The 19753-nt window shown below is 73.1% G+C and carries 16 protein-coding genes; 1 reads left to right on the forward strand and 15 read right to left on the reverse strand.

The genetic code is table 11. The annotated features are described in order from the left end of the window. Nucleotides 1-83 precede the first annotated feature (83 nt). Genes ACLQ29_RS30355 through ACLQ29_RS30395 form a run of 9 tightly spaced genes read right to left on the reverse strand, consistent with a single transcriptional unit; the run spans nt 84 to nt 7580 of the window. A complete protein-coding gene (locus ACLQ29_RS30355) occupies nt 84-464 on the reverse strand; it encodes a hypothetical protein (RefSeq protein ID WP_425774819.1) in 381 nt (126 codons plus the stop codon). Further along, entirely contained in the window at nt 461-1750 is a 1290-nt protein-coding gene (locus tag ACLQ29_RS30360) for an NAD(P)/FAD-dependent oxidoreductase (protein WP_425774820.1), read from the reverse strand. The genes ACLQ29_RS30355 and ACLQ29_RS30360 overlap by 4 nt, the downstream gene beginning before the upstream one ends. A gap of 25 nt (nt 1751-1775) precedes the next feature. After that, complete coding sequence (locus ACLQ29_RS30365) at nt 1776-2201, reverse strand: thiol-disulfide oxidoreductase DCC family protein (protein ID WP_425774821.1); 426 nt, start codon at nt 2199-2201, stop codon at nt 1776-1778. After that, nucleotides 2194-2895: a LuxR C-terminal-related transcriptional regulator gene (locus ACLQ29_RS30370; RefSeq protein ID WP_425774822.1), complete on the reverse strand. Its 702-nt coding sequence runs from the start codon at nt 2893-2895 to the stop codon at nt 2194-2196. Before ACLQ29_RS30370 ends, ACLQ29_RS30365 begins: the two co-directional genes overlap by 8 nt. A gap of 25 nt (nt 2896-2920) precedes the next feature. Next, a complete protein-coding gene (locus ACLQ29_RS30375; protein ID WP_425774823.1) occupies nt 2921-3463 on the reverse strand; it encodes a hypothetical protein in 543 nt (180 codons plus the stop codon). A 5-nt stretch (nt 3464-3468) separates the two neighbouring features. Beyond that, entirely contained in the window at nt 3469-4494 is a 1026-nt protein-coding gene (locus ACLQ29_RS30380; RefSeq protein ID WP_425774824.1) for an alpha/beta hydrolase, read from the reverse strand. Nucleotides 4495-4509: 15 nt separating this feature from the next. Further along, entirely contained in the window at nt 4510-6342 is a 1833-nt protein-coding gene (locus tag ACLQ29_RS30385) for an ABC transporter ATP-binding protein (RefSeq protein WP_425774825.1), read from the reverse strand. After that, nucleotides 6335-7300 (reverse strand): hypothetical protein, encoded by a 966-nt coding sequence (locus ACLQ29_RS30390; RefSeq protein ID WP_425774826.1) that lies wholly within the window; start codon nt 7298-7300, stop codon nt 6335-6337. The genes ACLQ29_RS30385 and ACLQ29_RS30390 overlap by 8 nt, the downstream gene beginning before the upstream one ends. Nucleotides 7301-7316: 16 nt before the next feature. Then, nucleotides 7317-7580 carry a hypothetical protein gene (locus ACLQ29_RS30395; protein WP_393368254.1) on the reverse strand — a complete coding sequence of 88 codons (264 nt, stop codon included), beginning with the start codon at nt 7578-7580 and terminating at the stop codon, nt 7317-7319. Nucleotides 7581-7879: 299 nt separating this feature from the next. Between ACLQ29_RS30395 and ACLQ29_RS30400 the strand changes: the two genes are divergently transcribed. Further along, complete coding sequence (locus ACLQ29_RS30400) at nt 7880-9223, forward strand: cation:proton antiporter (RefSeq protein WP_425774827.1); 1344 nt, start codon at nt 7880-7882, stop codon at nt 9221-9223. Nucleotides 9224-9417: 194 nt separating this feature from the next. Here ACLQ29_RS30400 and ACLQ29_RS30405 read toward each other — a convergent pair whose 3' ends face one another. The 6 genes from ACLQ29_RS30405 to ACLQ29_RS30430 form a co-directional block, all read right to left on the reverse strand. Beyond that, the gene (locus ACLQ29_RS30405; RefSeq protein ID WP_425774828.1) at nt 9418-10872 is read right to left on the reverse strand and encodes an amino acid adenylation domain-containing protein; all 1455 of its coding nucleotides are present in this window, start codon (nt 10870-10872) and stop codon (nt 9418-9420) included. Further along, nucleotides 10866-13121 carry an AMP-binding protein gene (locus ACLQ29_RS30410; protein WP_425774835.1) on the reverse strand — a complete coding sequence of 752 codons (2256 nt, stop codon included), beginning with the start codon at nt 13119-13121 and terminating at the stop codon, nt 10866-10868. The genes ACLQ29_RS30405 and ACLQ29_RS30410 overlap by 7 nt, the downstream gene beginning before the upstream one ends. A gap of 5 nt (nt 13122-13126) precedes the next feature. Then, nucleotides 13127-15988: a thioester reductase domain-containing protein gene (locus tag ACLQ29_RS30415; protein ID WP_425774829.1), complete on the reverse strand. Its 2862-nt coding sequence runs from the start codon at nt 15986-15988 to the stop codon at nt 13127-13129. Then, nucleotides 15985-16716: a thioesterase II family protein gene (locus ACLQ29_RS30420; RefSeq protein ID WP_425774830.1), complete on the reverse strand. Its 732-nt coding sequence runs from the start codon at nt 16714-16716 to the stop codon at nt 15985-15987. The genes ACLQ29_RS30415 and ACLQ29_RS30420 overlap by 4 nt, the downstream gene beginning before the upstream one ends. Next, on the reverse strand, nt 16710-17894 hold the full coding sequence (locus tag ACLQ29_RS30425) for an acyl-CoA dehydrogenase family protein (protein ID WP_393368263.1): 1185 nt from the start codon (nt 17892-17894) through the stop codon (nt 16710-16712). Before ACLQ29_RS30425 ends, ACLQ29_RS30420 begins: the two co-directional genes overlap by 7 nt. Then, nucleotides 17891-19753 (reverse strand): condensation domain-containing protein (locus ACLQ29_RS30430; protein ID WP_425774831.1); only part of this gene is annotated, 1863 nt, incomplete at its 5' end. The genes ACLQ29_RS30425 and ACLQ29_RS30430, both read right to left, overlap by 4 nt.

Raw genomic sequence — 19753 nt, forward strand, 5'->3', positions numbered from 1 at the left:
CGAGAATCATCCCTCATATTGTTGGTTTGGATCGGGGCCGCCGGGGGCATGATGGTCGATCGCCCCGACGGCCCCGGATGTGGTCAGCCGCGCGCCACCCGGGCGGCGCTGACCAGGCACACGGCGGCCGGCAGCAGCCCGACGACCCAGGCCCAGTCCTGGTCTCGCAGCAGGTAGTAGCCCACCAGGGCGGCCACCAGCGCGATCCCGTAGGCGTTCAGCGTCGCCGCCGCGGCGCGGGCCGGCTCGGCGCCGGAGCGCCGGCGCAGCGACGAGTTGAGCCACGCCAGCGCGCCGACGAAGAAGATGACACTGAAACCGAGGACGGCCTGCACACCTGACGGCAGGCGGCCCGCGCCGAAGAAGATGACGACTGTCAGCGCGGCAAGGGCCAGCACCCCCGCCGCGTAGCGGGCCCGGGTCGAGTCGCGAGACCCACCGTGGGCACTGGGTCGTGCCGTCATACGCGTTCTCCTTCCGCTGTCGCGGCCGCTGGGGTGGCGTCGGGGATGTCGAAGTAGGTGGACATCGCGGCCGTGCCGGAGATGACGGCGATGAACGCCTCCCGGGCCGACCCCAGTTGCTCGTTGAAGGCCATCATCGCCTCCGCCTGCTGGAAATAGTCCTCCACGTCACGGTTCGGATTGTAGAAGAACCGGACATACTCCAAGAAACCGGAAACCATCTCGTGGTAGCCGGCGTGGTACCCCTCCAGCGCCCGCTCGGCCAGGTCGGGGCGGCGCACCGCGACGTCCGCGGCCCGCGCGGCCGGGTGGGAGGCCAGGATGGACAGGCAGACCCCGCCGGAGAACAGCGGGTCGATGAACGCGCCGGCGTCGCCGACCGCGAGCCAGCCGGGTCCGGAGAACCGATCGGTGAGGTACGACCAGTCGCGCGTGGTGCGGAACTGGTCGACCTGCTCGGCGCCGGCCAGCAGGTGCTTGAGCTGACGGCTCTCCGCGATGCCGCGGGCGTACAGCTCGGCGATGTTGACGTCAGCGGCCTTGACCGTCTCGGTGGGCGTCACGTAGCCGACGCTCAGCGTCGGCGGCGTGGTGCCCACCGGGATCGCCCAGAACCAACCGTCGGAGACCTTCTCGACGAGGATGTTGCCCTCCTGCCCGGCCGGCAGGTCGCCGGTAGGGGAGAAGTACGTCCAGTAGGCGAGGCTGCGCAGGTCCTCCTGCCAGCTGATGGTGGCCAGGTGCCGGGTCAGCGCCCGGGCCTGCCCGGAGGCGTCGACGACAAGCGCCGCGCGCACCACGCGGGGCGCCTCGTCGCCGATCGTGTACGAGACGCCGACCACCCGGCCGTCCTCGATGACCGGCAACCCGACGGTGGCCTGGAACCGCACCTCCGCGCCCAGCTCGACAGCGCGGTCCAGCAGCAGCTTGTCGAATTCGGCGCGGCGCACGTGGTACGAGTACGGGTAGGGCCCGCCCAACTCGGCGAAGTTGACGTTCCACAGCTCGCGCTTGGCGCCCCAGACCAGGCTCAGCCCGTTCTTCTTGGGAAAGCCATACGCCTCCAGGCGTTCCAGCAGCCCCAGATCCTCCATCACGCTGAGCATGCCGGTGATCAGCGACTCGCCGATGTGGTAGCGGGGGAAGGTCTCGCGCTCCAGCACCAGCACGCGGTGCCCGCGCTGGGCGAGCTGGCCGGCCGTGCACGAGCCGGCGGGGCCACCGCCGACGATCACGACGTCGAAGAACTCGTCTCCGGCGGTTCCCGATCCGGTCGGATCTGCCATGGGAAGTCTCCTTCGTTATCGGTTCTCAGGCATTGGGGGTGGGCGGACGGGGGATCGCGCACGCCGCGGTGCCGCCCGGCAGCCGCATCCGGTTGTCGGCCACCAGGCGGTAGACGCCGGCGGCGAGCCAGCGCGCCGGCGGTAGCGCCAGCAGCACGCCCACCGGTCGCCAGGCGGGCCGGCCGGTCCGCAGCAACCGCGCGAACGCCTGCGCGCCGCCGCGCACCCGGCCCGTGGCGTCGATGTAGAGCACCTCGTGGTCGGCGCGCGCGGCGGTCACGCCCAGCGGGGCCAGGTCGACGCTCTGGTACGCGGCGATCGGCACGTCCGGTCGTACCCAGTCGCTGATCCGGTTGATCGACTGGGTGCAGAAGCCGCAGTCGCCGTCGTACAGCAGGATCGGCGCTTCCGGGGCGGCCGGGATCCGGCGGGCGTACGCGTGGTCAGCCAACGGGACCTCCGGTGGGTTGTGGCGCCAGCGCGCCGAGCGCGGCGTGTCCCTGGCACAGCAGGCCCTGCTGCTGGGCGAAGACCACGGCCTGGGTGCGGTTGTTGACGCCGAGCTTGCGCAGGATGCTCAGCACGTGGCTGTGCACGGTCGCCGCGGAGATGAACAGGTTCTGCGCGATCTGCTTGTTCGGATGGCCCTCGGCGAGCAGGCCCAGCACGTCCAGCTCACGGTCGGTCAGGGCGTAGTTGACCGTCGACTTCGAGTGGGCGCAGGCCAGCCGGCACAGGGCGGTGGCCAGGGTGGCCAGGATCGACGGCGGCACGAAGGGGTGACCGGCGGCGACGGCGCGCACGCCGATCATCACCTCCTCGGGCGGGCTGTCGAGCAGCAGCACACCACGGGCGCCCGCCGAGATCGCTCGTGCCATCTCACCTGCCGACTCGAAGGCGGTCACCACGATCACACCGCCGTGCCGGCCACGGTTGCCGGGAGCGGTCGCCAACCGCGAGAGGTCGGCGGGGGACACCTCGATCGGCACCAGGCCGACCGCGCCGAGCGCGCCGCGCAGCCGCACGCACATGACGTCGACCGAGTTCACGACGACGACGTCGTGGGCCAGCCGCGGCGTGCGCAGCACGTCGATGATCCGGTCGAACGTCGTTGGGTATCCGTCCAGGACGATGACGGTGGTCACCGCGGCCTCCCGCTGTGGGTCCAGGTCAGGCAATTGGGTGTCGATTGGACAGGAAGAGCATCACCGGCTCCTCGTCGACGTCCCGGCCGGACGATCGGGCGACGAGGAACTGGGTCCGCCGCGCCCCGGTGTCGTGGCGCTGGCTGTGCGTGATGTAGTTCAGCAGCGTCAGGTAGGCCACCGAGACCTGGATGTCCTCCTTCTCCAGCGTGGGCTCCTGAGTGATCTTGATGATCTCGTTCATGGTGTCGAAGACGATCTTCTCGCCGCGCCGGTTGGGGTGCCAGAACGCGTGCCGCAACGTGCGCTCGCTGGCGACCAGCACCTCCTTCCACTCCGTGACGCTGCCGTCGGCCAACTCGTCGCGGAAGAGCAGGTGGTTGTCGTACGTGCCCGGCTGCGGCGCGAAGAAGCGCCAGTCGGGCAGGAACACGCCGTGCGGGTCGAACCGCTCGGACAGCTTCGACTTGCGCGTCGGGTCCTGCTTGATGGCACTGGCCACGAACCAGGTCCCCAGCACCCCGTAGAGCGCCATCCTGCGGATCGCGCCCCTGTTGATCCGACTCATCCCGATCACCGCTCCTTTCCGGACTTGTGGTCCGCCGGGTGCAGCGCCCGCTGCTCCCGGACGGCCCGGACGACGTTCTGCACCGCGGCGACCACCCGTGCCGCCGGCTCCTCGTGGGTGATCAGCTCGATGTGCTCGACCTCGTCGACGATCTCGTGCACCGCGTCGTCGGAGAGCCGGGCCAGCTCCTCCTGCAACTGCAGGTGCACCGGGTCGCCGGTGACGGTGGCGCCGGCCGTCAGCACGTACAGCCGGCACTGCGGCGGCAGCTTCGCGTCGCGTACCTCGGCGTTGACGTCGCTCTGCCACGCCTCGAACTCGGCGTACGAGCCGTGCCACATCTGCCGCGTGCAGAAGGCCGCCTTCGCCGACAGGCGCGCCTTCTCGGGCAGGCCGTCGATGCGGAAACGCCTGTCACTGTGCGGGTTGAGCCGGATCATCCCGATGGTGCTCTGCCACATCGAGTCGCGCAGGTACTGCTCCACGAACGGCAGGCCGACGCGCTGACGCTGCGAGCGCACCAGTTCCTCCGGATGCGCGACGTCGGCGAGGACCAGGCCGGCCACCTGCTCCGGGTGCCGCTCGGCGAAGTGCCGCACCAGCAGGCCGCCGTACGAGTGGGCGACAAGCACGTACGGCGGCTGGGCGCCCACCGCATCGAGCAGGGCCTCCAGGTCGTCGGTCGTGCACTCGGCGGTACGCGGCAGCGGGCCCGGCGCGCTACGGCCGATCCCGGCGCGGTCGTAGGCGACGGTGGGCGCGAACCCGGCCACCCCCTCCTGGATCCACGCCCACAGCTCCAGTGGGGTGGCCATTCCGCTCTCGAACACGACGGTGGGCCCGGGCTGCTCGCCCAGGCCGGTGGTGTGCACCCGCAGGGTGCGGCCACCGATGTCGACGTCGCTGCCGGGGCCGGGGATCAGGCGGCGGTCACGGCGGGTCGCGGCGGCCTGGTAGGTCGCCCCGGCCGCCAGGGCCACGGCGCTGACGCCGAGCCCCGCGGCCAGGATCCGCGGCATCATGGTGGGCATGGCGGTCCTCCGGTCTCAGGAGGCGGTGGACGCCGACAGCGCCGGCACCGCGGTGAACTGCGTACGCACCAGCCGCTCGTAGAGCGCGTCGGTGGCGAGCAGGTGGGCGTGGGTGCCCTGGGCGCGTACGGCGCCGTTCTCCAGCACGACGATGTGATCGGCCCGCACCACCGTGGACAGACGGTGGGCCACGGCCACCACCGCCCGTCGCTCGGCGATCTCCGCGACCGCGGTCCGCAGCGCGAACTCGGCCTCGGCGTCGAGTTGGGAGGTCACCTCGTCGAGCAGCAGCACGTCGGGGTCGGGCACCAGCATCCGGGCGATGGCGATCCGCTGCCGTTGGCCGCCGGAGAGCGTGCGGCCCTCCTCACCCACGGGGGTGCCAAGCCCGTCCGGAAGCGCGTCGATCCATTCGGTCAGGCTGGCCTGCCCGACGGCCTCGGCGACCCGGGCCGCCGGCGCGTCCGGGTCGGCGTAGCGGATGTTCTCCTCGATGCTGCCGTCCATCACCCGCGACTCCTGCTCGACGAACCCGATGCGGCTGCGCAGCGTGTCCAGCGGGATCTCCCGCACGTCGGCGCCGTCGAGCAGCACGCTGCCGGCGGGTGGTTCCCAGAGCCGGGTCAGCAGGCCGAACAGCGTCGACTTGCCGGAGCCGGACGGCCCGACGATCGCCACCAGGCCCTGCCGGGGCACGTCGAAGGACACCCCGCGCAGCACCGGGCGATCCGGCAGGTAGGCGAAGTGCAGGTCGCGTACCCGCAGCAGCGGCGCGCTCGGCGTGGCGCGGGCGGCGGGCGTGACCGGGGCGGCCGGCGACACCGGGGCCGACGGCACCGTGGTGTCGTCCTCCTGCGGGAAGCGCAGCAGCATGTCGATCCGGCTCACCGAGGCGAGCCCCTGCTGGAGCTGACCCATCGCCGCGAAGAAGCTGACCAGCGGCGCGATCAGGTAGAACAGGTAGAGCAGGAAGGTCGCGAACTCGCCGATGGTCAGCGCGCCGGATCCCATCCGCACCGCGCCGACCGCGAAGACCACCGCGAACGAGCCCTGCACGCCGGCGTCGGCCGTCGGCGCGAGCAGGGCGTTGAGTCGTACCGTGCGCATGCCGGCGTCGTGCGCGGCGACGGCCTTCTCGTTGACCCGGTCGGCCTCGCGCTGCTCGGCGCGGCTGAGCTTGATTGTCGTCACCGCGGCGAGCGCCCGTTGCAGGTCGCTGCCCAGCTCGCCCACCCGCGACTGGGTGGCCTCGGTGGCGATCCGGATCCGGCGGGCCAGCATCACGCTGCCGCTGGCGGCGACCAGTACGCACAGCAGCGCGGTGAGGCTCAGCACCGGGTCGATGACGGCCATCAGCACCACCGTGGCGGCCACCGTGATGCCGGTCAGGAAGAGCACGGCCAGGCTCTGGGTGAGCGCGGTCCGCAGCAGCGACGTGTCGGCGACCAGCCGGGTGAACAGGTCGCCGCGTCGGTGCTGCCAGTGCGCCGGCAGGGTGGCGCGCACCAGCCGGGTCACGATGGTCCGCCGTACGGCGAGCACCACGTGGGTCCCGGAGCGTCCGATGATGTAGGACTGGAAACCGGCGAGGGCGGCCTCGGTGACGAACAGCGTGATCAGCACGAGCAGCGTGCCCACCGCGAAGCGCTGCGCCGTGAGCTGCCCGACCAGCTTGCCGATGACGATCGGCTGCACCAGCGCGGCGGCGGATCCCAGCAGGCCGAGCAGCACCGCCAGGGCCAACCCGAGGCGGTGCGGCCGCAGCAGGCGTATGGTCACCCGCAGCGGGCCGACGGCGAGCGGCGCGGCCGGCTCTGCCTTCCGGTCCGGCCGGCCCCGCTCAGCCACGGCGCAGCTTGCGGAAGAAGTCGGCGAGCAGGTTCACGTCGCTCGCCGACATGTGCTTGGCGACGTGGACGATGGCCGGGTAGGTGCCGACGAACGAGTACACGAACCGGTTGAGGCCCATGAAGACGGCGTTGCCGACGTGGAAACCCCCGCCCATGCCGAGCATGGCCCACGCGGGCAGCTTGGGGGCGGCCATCATCAGCGGCATCGCCAGCTCGCTGGCCACCACACCCCAGCCGGCGGCCTTGGCGAGCCGTGGTCGCGACTTGAGCAGCTCGTAGACGCGTTTGTCGCCGTACACGGTGGTGCGGAAGATGCCCGGCATGGCCATGCCGTTGCGCCACGGCGAACCGACCAGCTTGGACAGCCCGGCGGCGAAGTACGACAGGTTGGTCTGGCCGGCCAGGAACCAGGCGCAGGCCTCCTTCGCCTTCTCGTCGTCGGAGAAGATCCGGCTCGCGGTGAGGGCGGCGTAGGTCAGCAGCGACATGTGCTCGGTGCCGTCGGTGCCGTAGCGGATCCGGAAGTGCAGCAGGTAGTTCGTCGCGGCGATGTAGGCGACCGAGACGTCGCGTACCTTCTTGCTGCTGTACGGGTTGATCAGCGCGACCGCCGCGGCGAGGCGGAGCTGGTAGATGAGGTAGATGCCCGGCGGCTTGAACAGGTAGTCCAGCAGGTCGCCGAGCTTGCCGGCGGTCAGCTTGTGCCGGGACCGCTCGACCTGCCAGCTCAGCAGGCCGGTGTCGGTGAAGACCTGCGGCTGCGTGAGGAACTCCAGCGACGCCAGTGCCAGACCGAGCGATGAGATCTGCTCGACCTGCTTGAGCGCCTTGTCGACGGGGACAACTTCGTTACCGGCCATCGGCTTCTCCTGCAACGTCGATCGGGTGGTGGATGGGGTGCCGAGGCCGTTTCCGACGCCGACGCGCCGGGGAGTCTGCGCCGACTCCCCGGACACGTGGCGAGGTCCTTGCTTAGCGCGTGACCGCCTGGCGGCGGCTCTGCACGAGCTCGGAGACGGTCATCTGGTCGGCGGTCTCGCTGTCGAGGCGGTAGCCGGTCGGGGTCTCCTCGGCACCGCCCCACTTGTGGTACGCGTAGAGGCCGGCGCCGACGGCGACACCGACGGCGAACGGGGTGAGGACCGGCGCGGCAACGCCGACCAGCTCCAGCGGCTCGAGAACGCCCTCGCCAACGGCGGGGATGTGACGCTCGGCCGCAGCCTCCATACGGTTCATTCAGTCCTCCTGTGGATAGAACCGGCTGTTGTCGAAAACTCTATTCTTCGATCGGTTCCTTCGACTCCACCAAAGTGCTGAACAATGAACTCAGTATGGTTCGGGGCGGTAATCACGGTAAATACCCGAGTGGGCTGACGGCCTGGTCACGCCCGGATATAGCCAGGTGGCTAGGTCCCCCCTAGCCACCTTTCCCGCCCGACCGGTGCGGTCATTGGAATAGGTCCAGAAAATGGTCGTGGACCTATTATTTGGTGCCCGTTCGGGCCGGTTGTAAAACTGCCTAAAAGGAGGCGACCGTGCCGAGTTCCGTCGCGTTGACAACCCATCTGTTGGTGCAGTTGGCCGTGGTGCTCGGCGCCTGCCGGCTGGCCGGCGCCCTGCTCGGCCGGCTCGGTCAGCCGCAGGTGGTGGCCGACATGATCGCCGGGTTCGCGCTCGGCCCGCTGGCGCTCGGGCTGCTGGCCCCGTCGGTGCAGCTGGCGCTCTTCCCCCGCGAGCTGGAGCTTGCCGGCGCCACCGTCGCCCACCCGTCGTCCCAGATCCTGCACGTGCTCGGCCAGCTCGGCGCGACCCTGTTCATGTTCCTGGTCGGTCTCTCCTTCGACGGCGCGGGCGCCATCCGTCACCTGCGTACCGCCACCGCCACGGCGGTCGCCAGCCTGGCCGCGCCGCTGGTGGTGGGCGGCCTGCTCGGCCTGGCGCTGGCCGGCGGCGCCCTCGGCATCGCCGCGTCCGACGACGGCTGGTTCGGCGCCCACATCCCCGGCTGGCAGGCGGCGTGGTTCCTCGGTCTCGCCGTCGCCGTCTCCGCGTTCCCCGTGCTGGCCCGCATCCTGGAGGAGACTGGCGCCACCCGCACCACGGTGGGCACCGTGTCGCTGGCCTGCGCGGCCACCGACGACGCGGTGGCCTGGATGATGCTGGCCGGCCTGATGGCGACCGCCGGCGCCGCCGCCCACCTCGGCGTCCTCGCCGTCGCGGGCGGCCTCGCCTACGTCGCGGTGCTGGTCGCCCTGCGGCCGCTGCTGCGGCGCTACGCCAGGTGGGCGACCGAGGGCGGCGACGCGCTGCGCCCGGCCGCCGTCGGGGCGGCACTCGTGCTGCTGACCGCCTGCGCCGCCACCACCGAGGTGATCGGCCTGCACGCCGTCTTCGGCGCGTTCGTCTGCGGGATGGTCATGCCCCGCGAGCTGACCGCCCACCTCACCGGGCGCATCGCGCCGCTGACCACCACCCTGCTGTTGCCACTCTTCTTCGCCTCCGCCGGCCTGCGCATCGTCACCGACACCCTGCTCGACCCGAGCGGCTGGTTGGTGCTGGGCGCGGTGGTGCTGGTCGCCGTGCTGAGCAAGGGCGGGGTGAGCGCGCTGGTGGCCCGCTGGTCCGGGCTGAGCTGGTCGCAGTCCGCGTCCGTCGGCGCGCTGCTCAACGCCCGCGGCATGATGGAGCTGGTGCTGATCGACGTGGCGCTGCGCGCCGGGCTGATCGGCCCGAAGCTCTACACCGTGCTGGCGCTGATGACCATGGTCACCACGTTCGCGGCGGCGCCGGTCTTCGCGCTGACCCGCCGCCGCTGGCCCGCGTCGGCCGCGCCCGTGGCCGTCGAGCGGATCCCGGCGGTCCCGGCGGGCACGTCCTGACGGGCGGGAGGGCCGCGAAGCGGCGACGGAGTGCCGACGGTGCCGCGACGCCGAGGCCGACGAGCGGTATGACTCCACGTCAGGTGTGACTCGGAGTCATACCGCTCGTCGGCGTCCTGCCCCCGCCGCGCTCGCCGCCCAGGTGTCCCGACCACGCCGGCGAGCACGCCCGGCGAGCACGCCCGGCGGGGGTGTCACCTGCCGACAAGCGCCGCCAGGTCGACCTTGTCGTGGGCGGTGCGCGGCAGCGCCGCCATCCGGCGGATCCGGCTCGGCACCAGGTGGGCGGGCAGACACCCCGCCACGTGGTCCCGTACCTGCTCGGGCGCGAGGTCGGCGCCGGCGCGCGGCACGTAGTAGGCCACCAGTTGAAGCTCGCCGAGCTGGTTGGCCTCGGCGAGCACCGCGCACTGGGCCACCGCCGGATGGGCCGCGATGGCCGCCTCCGGCTCGCCCAGCTCCACCCGGAACCCGCGCAACTGCACCTGGCGATCGCGGCGACCCAGGTAGTGCAGCCGCCCCTCGGCGTCCTGCCGCGCCCAGTCGCCGCTGCGGTAGTACCGCTGCCCGTCCACCGTGACGAAACGCTGCGCGGTCAGCTCCGCACGCCCCAGATACCCGTGCGACACCGACGCGCCGGTCACCAGCATCTCGCCCGCCTCGCCGACCGGCACCGGGCGCAGGTGCTCGTCGACCAGGCGGACCCGCAGGTGCGGCAGCGGCCGACCGATCGGCGTCGTGCCAGGCAGGTCGCCCGCGTCCTCGTCCAGCGCGACGAACGTGACGTGCACCGTGGTCTCGGTGATGCCGTACATGTTGACGAGCGTTGCCGCCGGGGCGACGCCCAGCTCCCGCCAGGCCCGCACGGCGCCGGTGTGCAGGGCCTCGCCGCCGAACACGACGTAGCGCAGCTCGGGCAGCGGCACCGGCTGAACCTCCAGCTCGGCGACGAGGTGCCCGAACGCGGTGGGCACCTGGCTGAGCACGGTGACCCCCTCGTCGGCGAGCAGCTCGCCGAACGCACGCGGATCGGCCGCCACCCACGGCGGTACGACCACCACCCGGCCGCCGTGCAGCAGCGCGCCCCACAGCTCCCAGACACTGAAGTCGAAGCTGTGCGAGTGGAACATCGTCCACACGTCGGCGGCGGACAGCGTGAACCGCTCCGCGCAGGCGTCCATCAGCGCGCACACGTGCGCGTCGCCGACCACCACACCCTTGGGCGTACCGGTGGAGCCGGAGGTGTAGATGACGTACGCCGTGCCGGCCGGCACCGCCCGCGGCGGGCCCCCGCCGGTGCGGACCACCACCGGCCGTCCGGTGCCCGGCTCCACCTGCACCAGCGTGTCGATCCCGGCGTCGCCGACGATGTGCTCCTGCCGGGACGCGGGATACGCCGGGTCGATCGGCACGTACCCGCAGCCGTGCTCCAGGATGCCGAGGATCGCCACGACCACCTCGGCGCAGCGGGGCATCCGCAGCCCCACCAGGGTGCCCTCGGGCACCCCGGCCTCGGCGAGTTGGCGGCGCAGCTCCCGCGCGGCGGCGGCCAGCTCCCCGTAGCGCAGCTCCCGGTCCCCGTCGATGACCGCTACCGCGTCCGGGTCACGGGCGACCTGTTCGGCGAAGCGCCGCGCCAGCGTCAGCACGGCACGGCCCGGCGTCGCATCGGTGCCACCAGTACCGTGTCCACGAGCGGTGCGGGGGACCTGGTGAACAGCAGGTCCACGCTGCCGTCGGTGGTGTCGTCGGCCCAGCCGATGGTCACCTCGTAGCCGGCGTCCTCGCCGAGCGCGGCCAGGTCCTCCGGATCGACGGCGCCGTGGTCGCGGCCCAGCAGCCGTCGACAGGCCGCGACGGGCATGCCGGTGGCGAGGGCGTTCGCCGCGGACACCTCACCGGCGAGGCGGGCGTTGGCCAGACCGGTCACCCGGACGGCCGGCACGCCGGCGGCGAGCGCCGCCGGCAACCCGGCCAGGTCGCAGGACGCCGGGGGAGTGCCGGAACGGGCCGGCGCCGCGGTGTGCAGCACCACGTCGTACCGGTGCCGGGTCAGCTCGTTGTGGCACCGACCCCGCTTGACCCGGACATCGACGCACGCCACCCCGTCCAGGCGCGCCGGGGCCTCGGCGAAGAACTCCGGATCCACAAGCAGCTCCTTGTCCAGCGCCACCGCGCGGGTGACGTCGGCGCGGATCTGCGCCGGGTCGTCGCCGGGGGTGGCGCGCAGCAGCCGTACCGCGGCCTGCATGGTGAAGGCCAGCCGGGCGTTGCGGACGTCGCCGACGAACACCGCGCCACCGGGGCGCAGCAGCCCCACGACGCGGGCCAGGACGGCGTCGAGGTAGTCGAGGGTCGGGAAGTACTGCACCACCGAGTTGAGCACCACCAGGTCGAAGGACGCGGCGGGCAACCCGGTGACGTCGTGCGCGGCCTGGTGGCGCAGCACCACCCGTCCGGTGAGATCCGGGCGGGCGGCGGTCTGCTCGGCCAGGCGCCGCACCACCGCGCCGGACAGGTCGGTGGCCCAGTACGCTTCGCACTCCGGCGCCAGCCGACCCAGCAGCAACCCGCTGCCGGCGCCGATCTCCAGCACCCGCTGGGGGCGCAGGGCGTGGATGCGGTCCACTGTGGCCTGCTGCCACTCGCGCATCTCGGCGAGCGGGATGGGCTGGCCGGTGTAACTGCTGTTCCAGCCGGAGAAGTCGGCACCGAGCCCGGCACCGTCTCCCGCGTAGAGCTGGTCGTAGATCGACTCCCAGTCCCGAACCACGGCGGCGTCGCCGGTGTGCACCGGTGGGGCGCACCGGGCGGCCGCGCGGCCCACCAGGTCGACGCAGCCCTCCGGGCGACGCCGGCCCAGGTCCCCGGTGCGCCGTAGCCGGGTGCCGAACGGGTCCACCACCACGTCGGCCGGTTGGTCGCCGCCGGGCCGGGCGGCCGGAACGGACTCGCCGCCGACGTAGAGCTCGCCGACGTCCCCGGCGGGTGTGGGGTGCAGGTCGGGGTCGAGCAGGCGCAGGGAGGTGCCGGGCAGTGGCAGCCCCACCGGCGGCCGGTCCGGCAGCGGGGCGCCGGCCGGCAGGCGCAGCGCCGCGCAGCCGAGGCCGCCCTCGACGGGCGCGTACTCCCAGGTCAGTGCCGCGCCGGGGTGCCGCTGGCGCCACCGGGCTACCTCGTCGCGCGGCAGTCGCCCCCCGGTGAGCACCAGCTCCCCGGTGGGCGACGCCTCGTCCGGCAGCGCGGTGAGCGTCGCCAGGTCGGCCGGGGTGAGCTTGGCGAAGGTGGGCCGCCAACCGGACCAGGCGGCGTCCTCCAGCTCGCCCACCTGCACGCAGCCGCCGGCCAGCAGCGGCACCAGCAGCGCGGCCAGTTCGCCGGCGGTGCCCGGCAGCGTCGGGAGCACGGCGACGCCGCCCGCGGCGGGGTACGCGGGCAGCGCCCACCGCAGGTACGCGCTCAACGCCCGCCCGCTCAGCGCGCCGTCGTCGCCGACCAGCACGTCGTCGTCGACGGCCCCGCCGAGCACGACGCGCAGCCCGTCGACCGCGGGCGGATCGGTCGGGGCGGTGCCGAACGGCAGGACCACTGCGGTGCCCGCCGGGTGGGCGTCCGGGTCGGCGGTGAGCACGACGGCCGGCACGGCGCTGGCGCCCAGGCGGGTGTAGGCGGCGCCGACGCGCAGTGTGGCCAGCAGCGCGGCCACCGCCCCCGGGACGTCGTCGTCGGCGGCGATGCCGACCAGGGTGCCGGGGCCGACGCCCCGGGCGCGCAGCGTTTCGGTGAGCTGTCGCGTCCAGCCCTCGAGCCGGCCGTGGGTCACGGTCTCGGCGTCGGTGACGAGGGCCTGACGCTCCGGACAGGCGTGGGCGACGGTGAGGCAGCCGGAGTCGGTCATCGTGCTCACCCCCGCACCGGCTCGGCGTCCGCGGTCGCGGTCGCGGAGGGGGCGGGCACGTGGCCGATGGCGGCGAAGTAGTCCAGGCACTGCCCGATGAACGCCCGCCCGACCTCGGGGGCGGGCACGTCGTCGCCGAGGACGGCGTGCGCCCGGCTGGTGTCGTACAGCGGTTCGCGCCACCCGTCGGCGTTGGCCCGCACCCACGGGCCGAGCACCGACAGCACCAGGTCCCACCTGCCGTCCGGGTCGCGGCGGGACAGCCGGACCAGTTCGGCGTACCACTGCTCCAGCGGCACCCCGACGGCCTGGTAGCCCCGGTCGGACAGCGCGCCGGCCAGCTCGGCGAAGGTGAACGGCGCCGCCGCGGTCAGGTGGAACGCCTGACCGAGGGCGTCCCGGCGGCGGGCGAGCGCCGCCATGCCGGCCGCCACGTGCTCGACGGTGGACACCGGAAGCGCGATGTCGCTGTCCGGGACGAGGCCCAGGGCGACGCAGCCGCGCACGATGTCACTGACCACGTCGCCGACCTTCCACCGCCCGTTCACCGGGCTGCCGATCAGCCGGGCCGCCCGGGTGAGCACCACGGGTACGCCTCGTGCCGCCGCCTCCCCGACGATCCGGTCGGCCACCCACTGCGACTGGATGTATCCGTTGTAGAGGTGGGGCGGCGGAGTGTCCACGAAGACCTCCCGGCCGGCCCGCTCGGCGTCGGCGAGATCGGTGACCTCCGCCGGCGACACGTAGTGCACGGGGACGGTTCCGGCGCTGCCCGACGTGGCCAGCCGCAGCACCTCGCGGGTGCCGCCGACGTTCGTCGGCCGGACCCGCCGGTAGGGCGGGAGGATGTTGACCACCGCGCCCAGGTGGTAGATCTCGTCGAGGTCGTCGGCCAGCGCCCCGAACGTGTCCGGGGCGAGGCCCAGGCGCGGCTGCGACAGGTTTCCGGGCAGCACCTCGATCCGGGCGTCGAACGCGTCGTGCCAGCGACCGGCGGCGGCCAGCGCCTCCCGTACCCGGCGGCGGCCGTCGGCCGGGTCCAGCGAACGGACCAGGCACACCACCGTCGCGGACGTGTCGCGCAGCAGCCGTTCCAGCAGGGCGCTGCCCAGGTAGCCGGTGGCGCCGGTGAGCAGCACCCGCCGCGGCTCGGCCGCCCACCGCACCGGCTCCCGGCCGGTGATGTCCTCGTCGAGCACCGCCTCCCGGAGCACGTCGACGTGGCCACGGGGGTCGCGGGCGCGGTCGTCGGAGACGCCGCCGGCCTCGATCAGGGCCGCCAGGCGGGCCACGGTCGGCCCGGCGAACAACGCCTGCAACGGCAGCAGGGTCCGCCACTCGTCGTGGATCCGGTTGGCCGCGCGGGTGCCGAGCAGCGAGTGCAGGCCCAGTTCGACGAGGTTGTCGTCGCGGCCGACGTGCTCCAGCTGGAGCAGGTCGGCGAAGAGGGCGCTCAACGCCGCCTCGGTCTCCGTCCCGGCGGCCGGCGCGGGGGTGACCGGCGCGGGGGTCGGGTCCGCCGCCCGGTCGGTGGACGGCCGCGCCGGGGCGGCCGCCTCCGGGATGTCGCCCAGGCGCGCCGGTTCGTCCCGCACGATCGCCGCGAGCACGTCGTGCACGCCCGCGACAAGTGCCCGTGCCCAGACCGGGTCGACGCGCCGACGGTCGTGGATGAGGTGCAGCGGCAGGTCGTCGCCCGGAAGCACCATCAGCACCAGCGGCGTGTGCGGGCGGGTGTGCAGTTGGAAGCCCTCCAGGCCCAACCCCTCCTCGCCGAGCGTGAACGGCGGCAGCGGCATGTTCTGGAAGCCGACGATGCTGTCGAAGAGCTCGGTGCCGGCCGGTGCGCTGCTCCACCGCTGGATGTCGGCCAACCCGGTGGCGGCGTTGTCCCGGACCGCGATGATGTCGTCCTGGATGGCCCGCAGCCAGGGCACCACCTGGCGTTCCGGGCCCAGCGTGCTGCGTACCGGCACGGTCCCGACCAGGCAGCCGACCACCGACTCCGCGCCGGGCAGGTCAGCGGGGCGGTGGGCGAAGGTGGTGCCGACGGCCACGTCGGTGCTGCCGGTGGCCCGCCCCAGCACCAGCGTCCACGCCCCCTGCACGAGCGTGTGCAGCGAGAGCCGGTGCCGCTGCGAGTATCCGCGCAGCTCGTCGGCGAGGTCACCGAGGGACCTGTCGACCCAGTCGAAGGCGGGGCCGTCGGCCGGGGCCGCGCCCCCGTCGAGGCGCAGCGGCGCGGGCTGGTAGCCGGCCAGGTAGCGGCGCCAGAACGGCCCCACCGCCTCCAGATCCTGCCGCTTCCACCAGGCCACGTAGTCGCGGAAACGGCCCGGCGCCAGCAGCACCGGCTCCCGGCCGCGGACGTACGCCTTGTAGGCAGCGGTGAAGTCGGACATCATCAGGCCGATCGACCAGCCGTCCACCACCAGGTGCGACAGGCGCAGCGCGATCTGGAAGCGGTCGTCGGCCAGCAGGCACAGCCCGACCCGCATGATCGGTGGGGTCTCCAGGTCGAAGCCGCGCCGGCGCTCGTCGCGCAGCAGCTCCTCGAGGAGACGACGCTGCTCGGCGGCCGACAGGGTCCGCCAGTCGTGGGTTTCCCGGGGCAGCGCCGCCCGGGCGTGCACGGCCTGCACCGGCTTGGCGATGCCGTCCCAGCGGAACGCGGTCCGCAGCGCCGGGTGGCGGTCCACCACCAGCTGCCAGGCCCGCCAGAACGCCTCCTGGTCCGGGCTGCCGGTGAGGGAGAGCACGGTCTGCTCGACGTAGAAGCCCTCGTTCGGCGCGTACAGGTGGTGGTAGAGCATGCCCTGCTGCATCGGGGTCAGCTCGTAGACGTCGTCCAGATTGGTACGGCTCATGCCCGCCTCCGTAGCGGTGTCGGGCCGGCGATCGGGGCTAGCGCGCCGGCCAGGCGCGACAACAGCTCGTCCCGCGCGGTACGCAGGAAGAAGTGGTCGCCGGGGAACATCTCAAGGGCGAACGGGCCGGTGGTGCAGCCCGTCCAGGCGGTGAGCGCGTCGGGGTCGACCCCGACGTCGCCGAACCCGCCGAACGCCGTGACCGGGCAGCTCACCGGCAGTCCGTGGTACGAGTAGTCGTCCACCACCGTGAAGTCGGCCCGCAGCACCGGCAGCAGGATCTCCATCAGCGCGTCGTGTTCCAGCACCTCCGGCGGCGTACCGCCGAGGGAACGGATGTGTTCGCGGAACAGGTCGTCGGGCAGCGCCGACACGGGCGGTTCGACCCGGGGTACGCCGGGAGCCCGCATCGCCGCCACGAACAGGTGCTCGGCGACCAGCCCGTAGTAGTGCTCCAGCCGCCGGCACAGCTCGAAGGCGAGCAGCGATCCGTAGCTGTAGCCGAGCACCGCGAAGCGCTGCCCGGGCCGGGACAGCACCGCGCCCAGCAGTTCGGCGACCAGGGGCTCCAGCCGGTCCACCGGATCCTCGTGGAAACGCAGTCCGCGACCGGGCAGTTCGAGCGCGTCGAGCGTGACGCCGGGCGGCAGGCTGTCGGCCCAGTCGGCGAACACCCGGGCCGAACCCCCGGCGTACGGGAGGCAGTAGAGCGTCAGCGCGTTCACCACGGCCGCTCACCGCCCGCACCGACCAGGATCGCGCCGATGGTCCGGAACTGGATGTTCGACGTGCCCTCGTAGATCTTGCCGACCTTGGCGTCCCGGTACAGCTTCTCCACCGGGTGGGCGGTGGTGAACCCGTTGCCGCCCAACGTCTCCACCGCCTGCGAGGCGGCGCGCTCGGCCACCTCCGACGCCAGGTACTTGGCCATCGCGCTGACCCGCAACCGGTCGGTGGGCGTGCCGTGGTGCAGCACCCGCACCGCGTCGTAGAGCAGGACCCGGGCCGCCTCCAGCTCCGCGGCGAGCCGGGCGAGGGGGAACAGCACCCCCTGGTACGCCACGATCGCCTCGCCGAACTGCTCGCGCCGCTGCGCGTAGGCGAGCGCCTCGTGCAGGGCCCCCCGGGCCAGACCGACGAGCTGCGCCGCGATGCCCAGCTTGCCGACATTCAGCGTCTCCATCGCCAGCAGGTCGGCGGCGCCCACCCGGCCCAGCACGTTCTCCCGGCCCACCGGCACCCCGTCGAGTCGCACGTCGCAGGTGGAGCTGGCCCGGATGCCGAGCTTGGCCTTGGGCGGGCCGACGCTCAGCCCCGGCGAGTCGCGGTCCACCAGGAACGCGGTAAGCCCGCCGGACGCGCCGTCGACCCGCGCGAACACCAGGAACAAGCCGGCCTCGGCGGCGCTTGTCGTCCAGCACTTGCGCCCGTGCAGGAGGTACCCCTGGCCGTTGGCCTCGGCGCGAGTGGTGAGCGCGAAGGCGTCGCTGCCGGCCTGCTCCTCGGAGATCGCGTACGCGCCGGCCAGGCCGGTCGCCAGCCGGGGCAGGTACCGGCGCTTCTGGTCACCGGTGCCGTGGCGCAGCACCGCGCTGGCCACCAGCGCGTTCTGCACGTCGACGAAGACGGCGACGGCCGGGTCGACGGCGGCCAGTTCCTCGATCGCGATGAGCACCGCGAGCAGGTCCTGACCGGCGCCGCCGTACGCACGGGGGATCTCGATGCCCATCAGGCCGGCCGGCACCAGCTTCTTCAGCAGCGTCGGGTCGAGGGCCGACGCGGCGTCCATCTCACCGACCAGGGGGCGCACCTCGGTCTCGGCGAAGTCGCGTACCGCGTCCCGCCAGGCGGTGTGCCGCTCGGACAACGCGGTGACCGGGCGGGCGATCGTCTCGGTGGTCGTCACAGCTCCTCCTCCATGTCGTTGAGCACCGCGGCCAGGTCGTCGGTGCCGAGGTCGGCCAGCGGGAAGTCGCCCGCCGACACCTGGCCCGACCCGAGGTCGCGGCTGTGCGCGGCGATGTCGCGCAGGGCGGTCTCGAAGGCGTCCGCCAGGCTCGGCAGGTCGACCGCCGGGTCGGTGCTGTTCCAGTGGATGTGCAGAGCGCCCGCGTAGTCGACGACGGTGAGCCGCACGGCCGCGCCGAGGCTGTCCCGCTCCCAGCGGGGCCAGGGCGCCGGGTTGCCCGGTGGCAGCAGCCGGGCCAACCGGGACCGCTCGCCGAAACGTTCCAGCACGTGCAGGGCGACCCGGGCCGGCCCGTACGCGCCGTCGGCGGCGGAGCGATTCCACTCCTTGACCGCCGGCAGCAACGCGGCCAGGTCGTCGGTGCCCAGCGCGCCGGGGACCTCGGCGACGGACAGGATCGCGCCCACCGTGCGGGAGGCGTCCACAGTGCCGTCGTCGCGCCGGTCGCTGACCACCAGCAGCGGGCCGTCCAGGCCGGTACGCCGGGTGGCCAGGGTGAGTGCCGCCAGGGCGGTCTCGGTCAGGCTCAACCGGTAGCCGCGCCGGGTCGCGTCGGTGAGCCGCTCGGTCTCGTCGGCGGTGAGCTGGCTGACGGCCTGGTGCGGGGTCCCCTCCGGGGCCGGGGCCACGACCGCGGCGCCGGCCGCCTGCGGGGACTGCTCGGCCCACCTGGTGAACGGGTCGGTGGGCGGTGCCAGCACGACGCTGTCACCGTTGCGTAGCTGCTGGGTGATGCTCAGGAACTCGGAGACCACGACCTCCCACGAGCCCGCGTCGACGACCAGCTCCGAGGCGAGCAGGGTGAGCACCCGGCCGTCGGGGCCGAGGTCGAACAGCGCGGCGGTGAAGACCGTGCCGCGCTCGACGTCGAGCTCCTCGCGCATCTCGGTGACCATCTGGGCGACCGCCTCGGCCCGTACCTCGGCCGGCAACGTGCCGAGCTCGATGACCGGCAGGTGGGCGGATACCTCGTCGGCCGGCACGGCCGCCTGGCACCAGCCGTCGTCGCCGCTCGCCGCGAAGCGGGTACGCAGTGTCGGGTGCCGGCCGATGATCTGGCGGACCGCCTCACGGGCGGCGTCGAGGCACAGATCCGCCTCGACGTGGAGGTCGACCCGGTGGGCGCCGGCCGGCAGGCCGGGCGCGGCCACCGCGAGCAGGCGCCGCTGGAACGGCGTCACGCGTGTCGCCGCGACGTCGCCGCCCGGAGCCGCCGCCACGGCGCCGCGCGCCTCCAGCCGCTCGGACAGGTCCACGATGGACTGCGCCTCGAAGAGGTCCTGGAGCCGCAGGTCGATGCCCTGGTCGTTGACCTGCGTGATGATCCGGACGCCGATGATCGAGTCGCCGCCGAGCTGGAAGAAGTTCGCCCACGGGTCGACCTCGTCGACGCCGATGGCGTGCGCCGCGATCTGGCACAGCCGTACCGCCAGCGGTGTCAGCTCGCCCCGTTCCCGCTCGACCGCGACCACCCCGGGTTCGGGCAGGTTGTTGCGGTCGACCTTGCCGTTCGCGCTGAGCGGCAGGGCGTCCAGGACGGTGATGGTGCTGGGAATCATGTACGGCGGCAGCAGGGTCGCGGCATGCGCGCGCACCGCGTCGACGAGGTCCGGATCGCCGACGTGCTCCGGGCCGGCGACGATGTACGCGGCGAGGCGGCGGTGGTGGCGGTCGCCGGTGGCGATCGCCACGGCGGCATCCACGTCGGGGTGACCCACCAGGGCGTGTTCGATGTCGCCGAGTTCGATGCGGTAGCCGCCGATTTTGACTTGGTGGTCGTTGCGGCCGGCGAATTC

The organism is Micromonospora sp. DT228 (assembly GCF_049841595.1).
Taxonomy (GTDB): domain Bacteria; phylum Actinomycetota; class Actinomycetes; order Mycobacteriales; family Micromonosporaceae; genus Micromonospora.

Bases quoted from the DNA above. Each gene is read 5' to 3' on its own strand.
- ACLQ29_RS30355 (WP_425774819.1), bottom strand. From the start codon at position 464: ATGACGGCACGACCCAGTGCCCACGGTGGGTCTCGCGACTCGACCCGG.
- ACLQ29_RS30360 (WP_425774820.1), bottom strand. From the start codon at position 1,750: ATGGCAGATCCGACCGGATCGGGAACCGCCGGAGACGAGTTCTTCGAC.
- ACLQ29_RS30375 (WP_425774823.1), bottom strand. From the start codon at position 3,463: ATGAGTCGGATCAACAGGGGCGCGATCCGCAGGATGGCGCTCTACGGG.
- ACLQ29_RS30380 (WP_425774824.1), bottom strand. From the start codon at position 4,494: ATGCCCACCATGATGCCGCGGATCCTGGCCGCGGGGCTCGGCGTCAGC.
- ACLQ29_RS30395 (WP_393368254.1), bottom strand. From the start codon at position 7,580: ATGAACCGTATGGAGGCTGCGGCCGAGCGTCACATCCCCGCCGTTGGC.
- ACLQ29_RS30410 (WP_425774835.1), bottom strand. From the start codon at position 13,121: ATGACCGACTCCGGCTGCCTCACCGTCGCCCACGCCTGTCCGGAGCGT.
- ACLQ29_RS30415 (WP_425774829.1), bottom strand. From the start codon at position 15,988: ATGAGCCGTACCAATCTGGACGACGTCTACGAGCTGACCCCGATGCAG.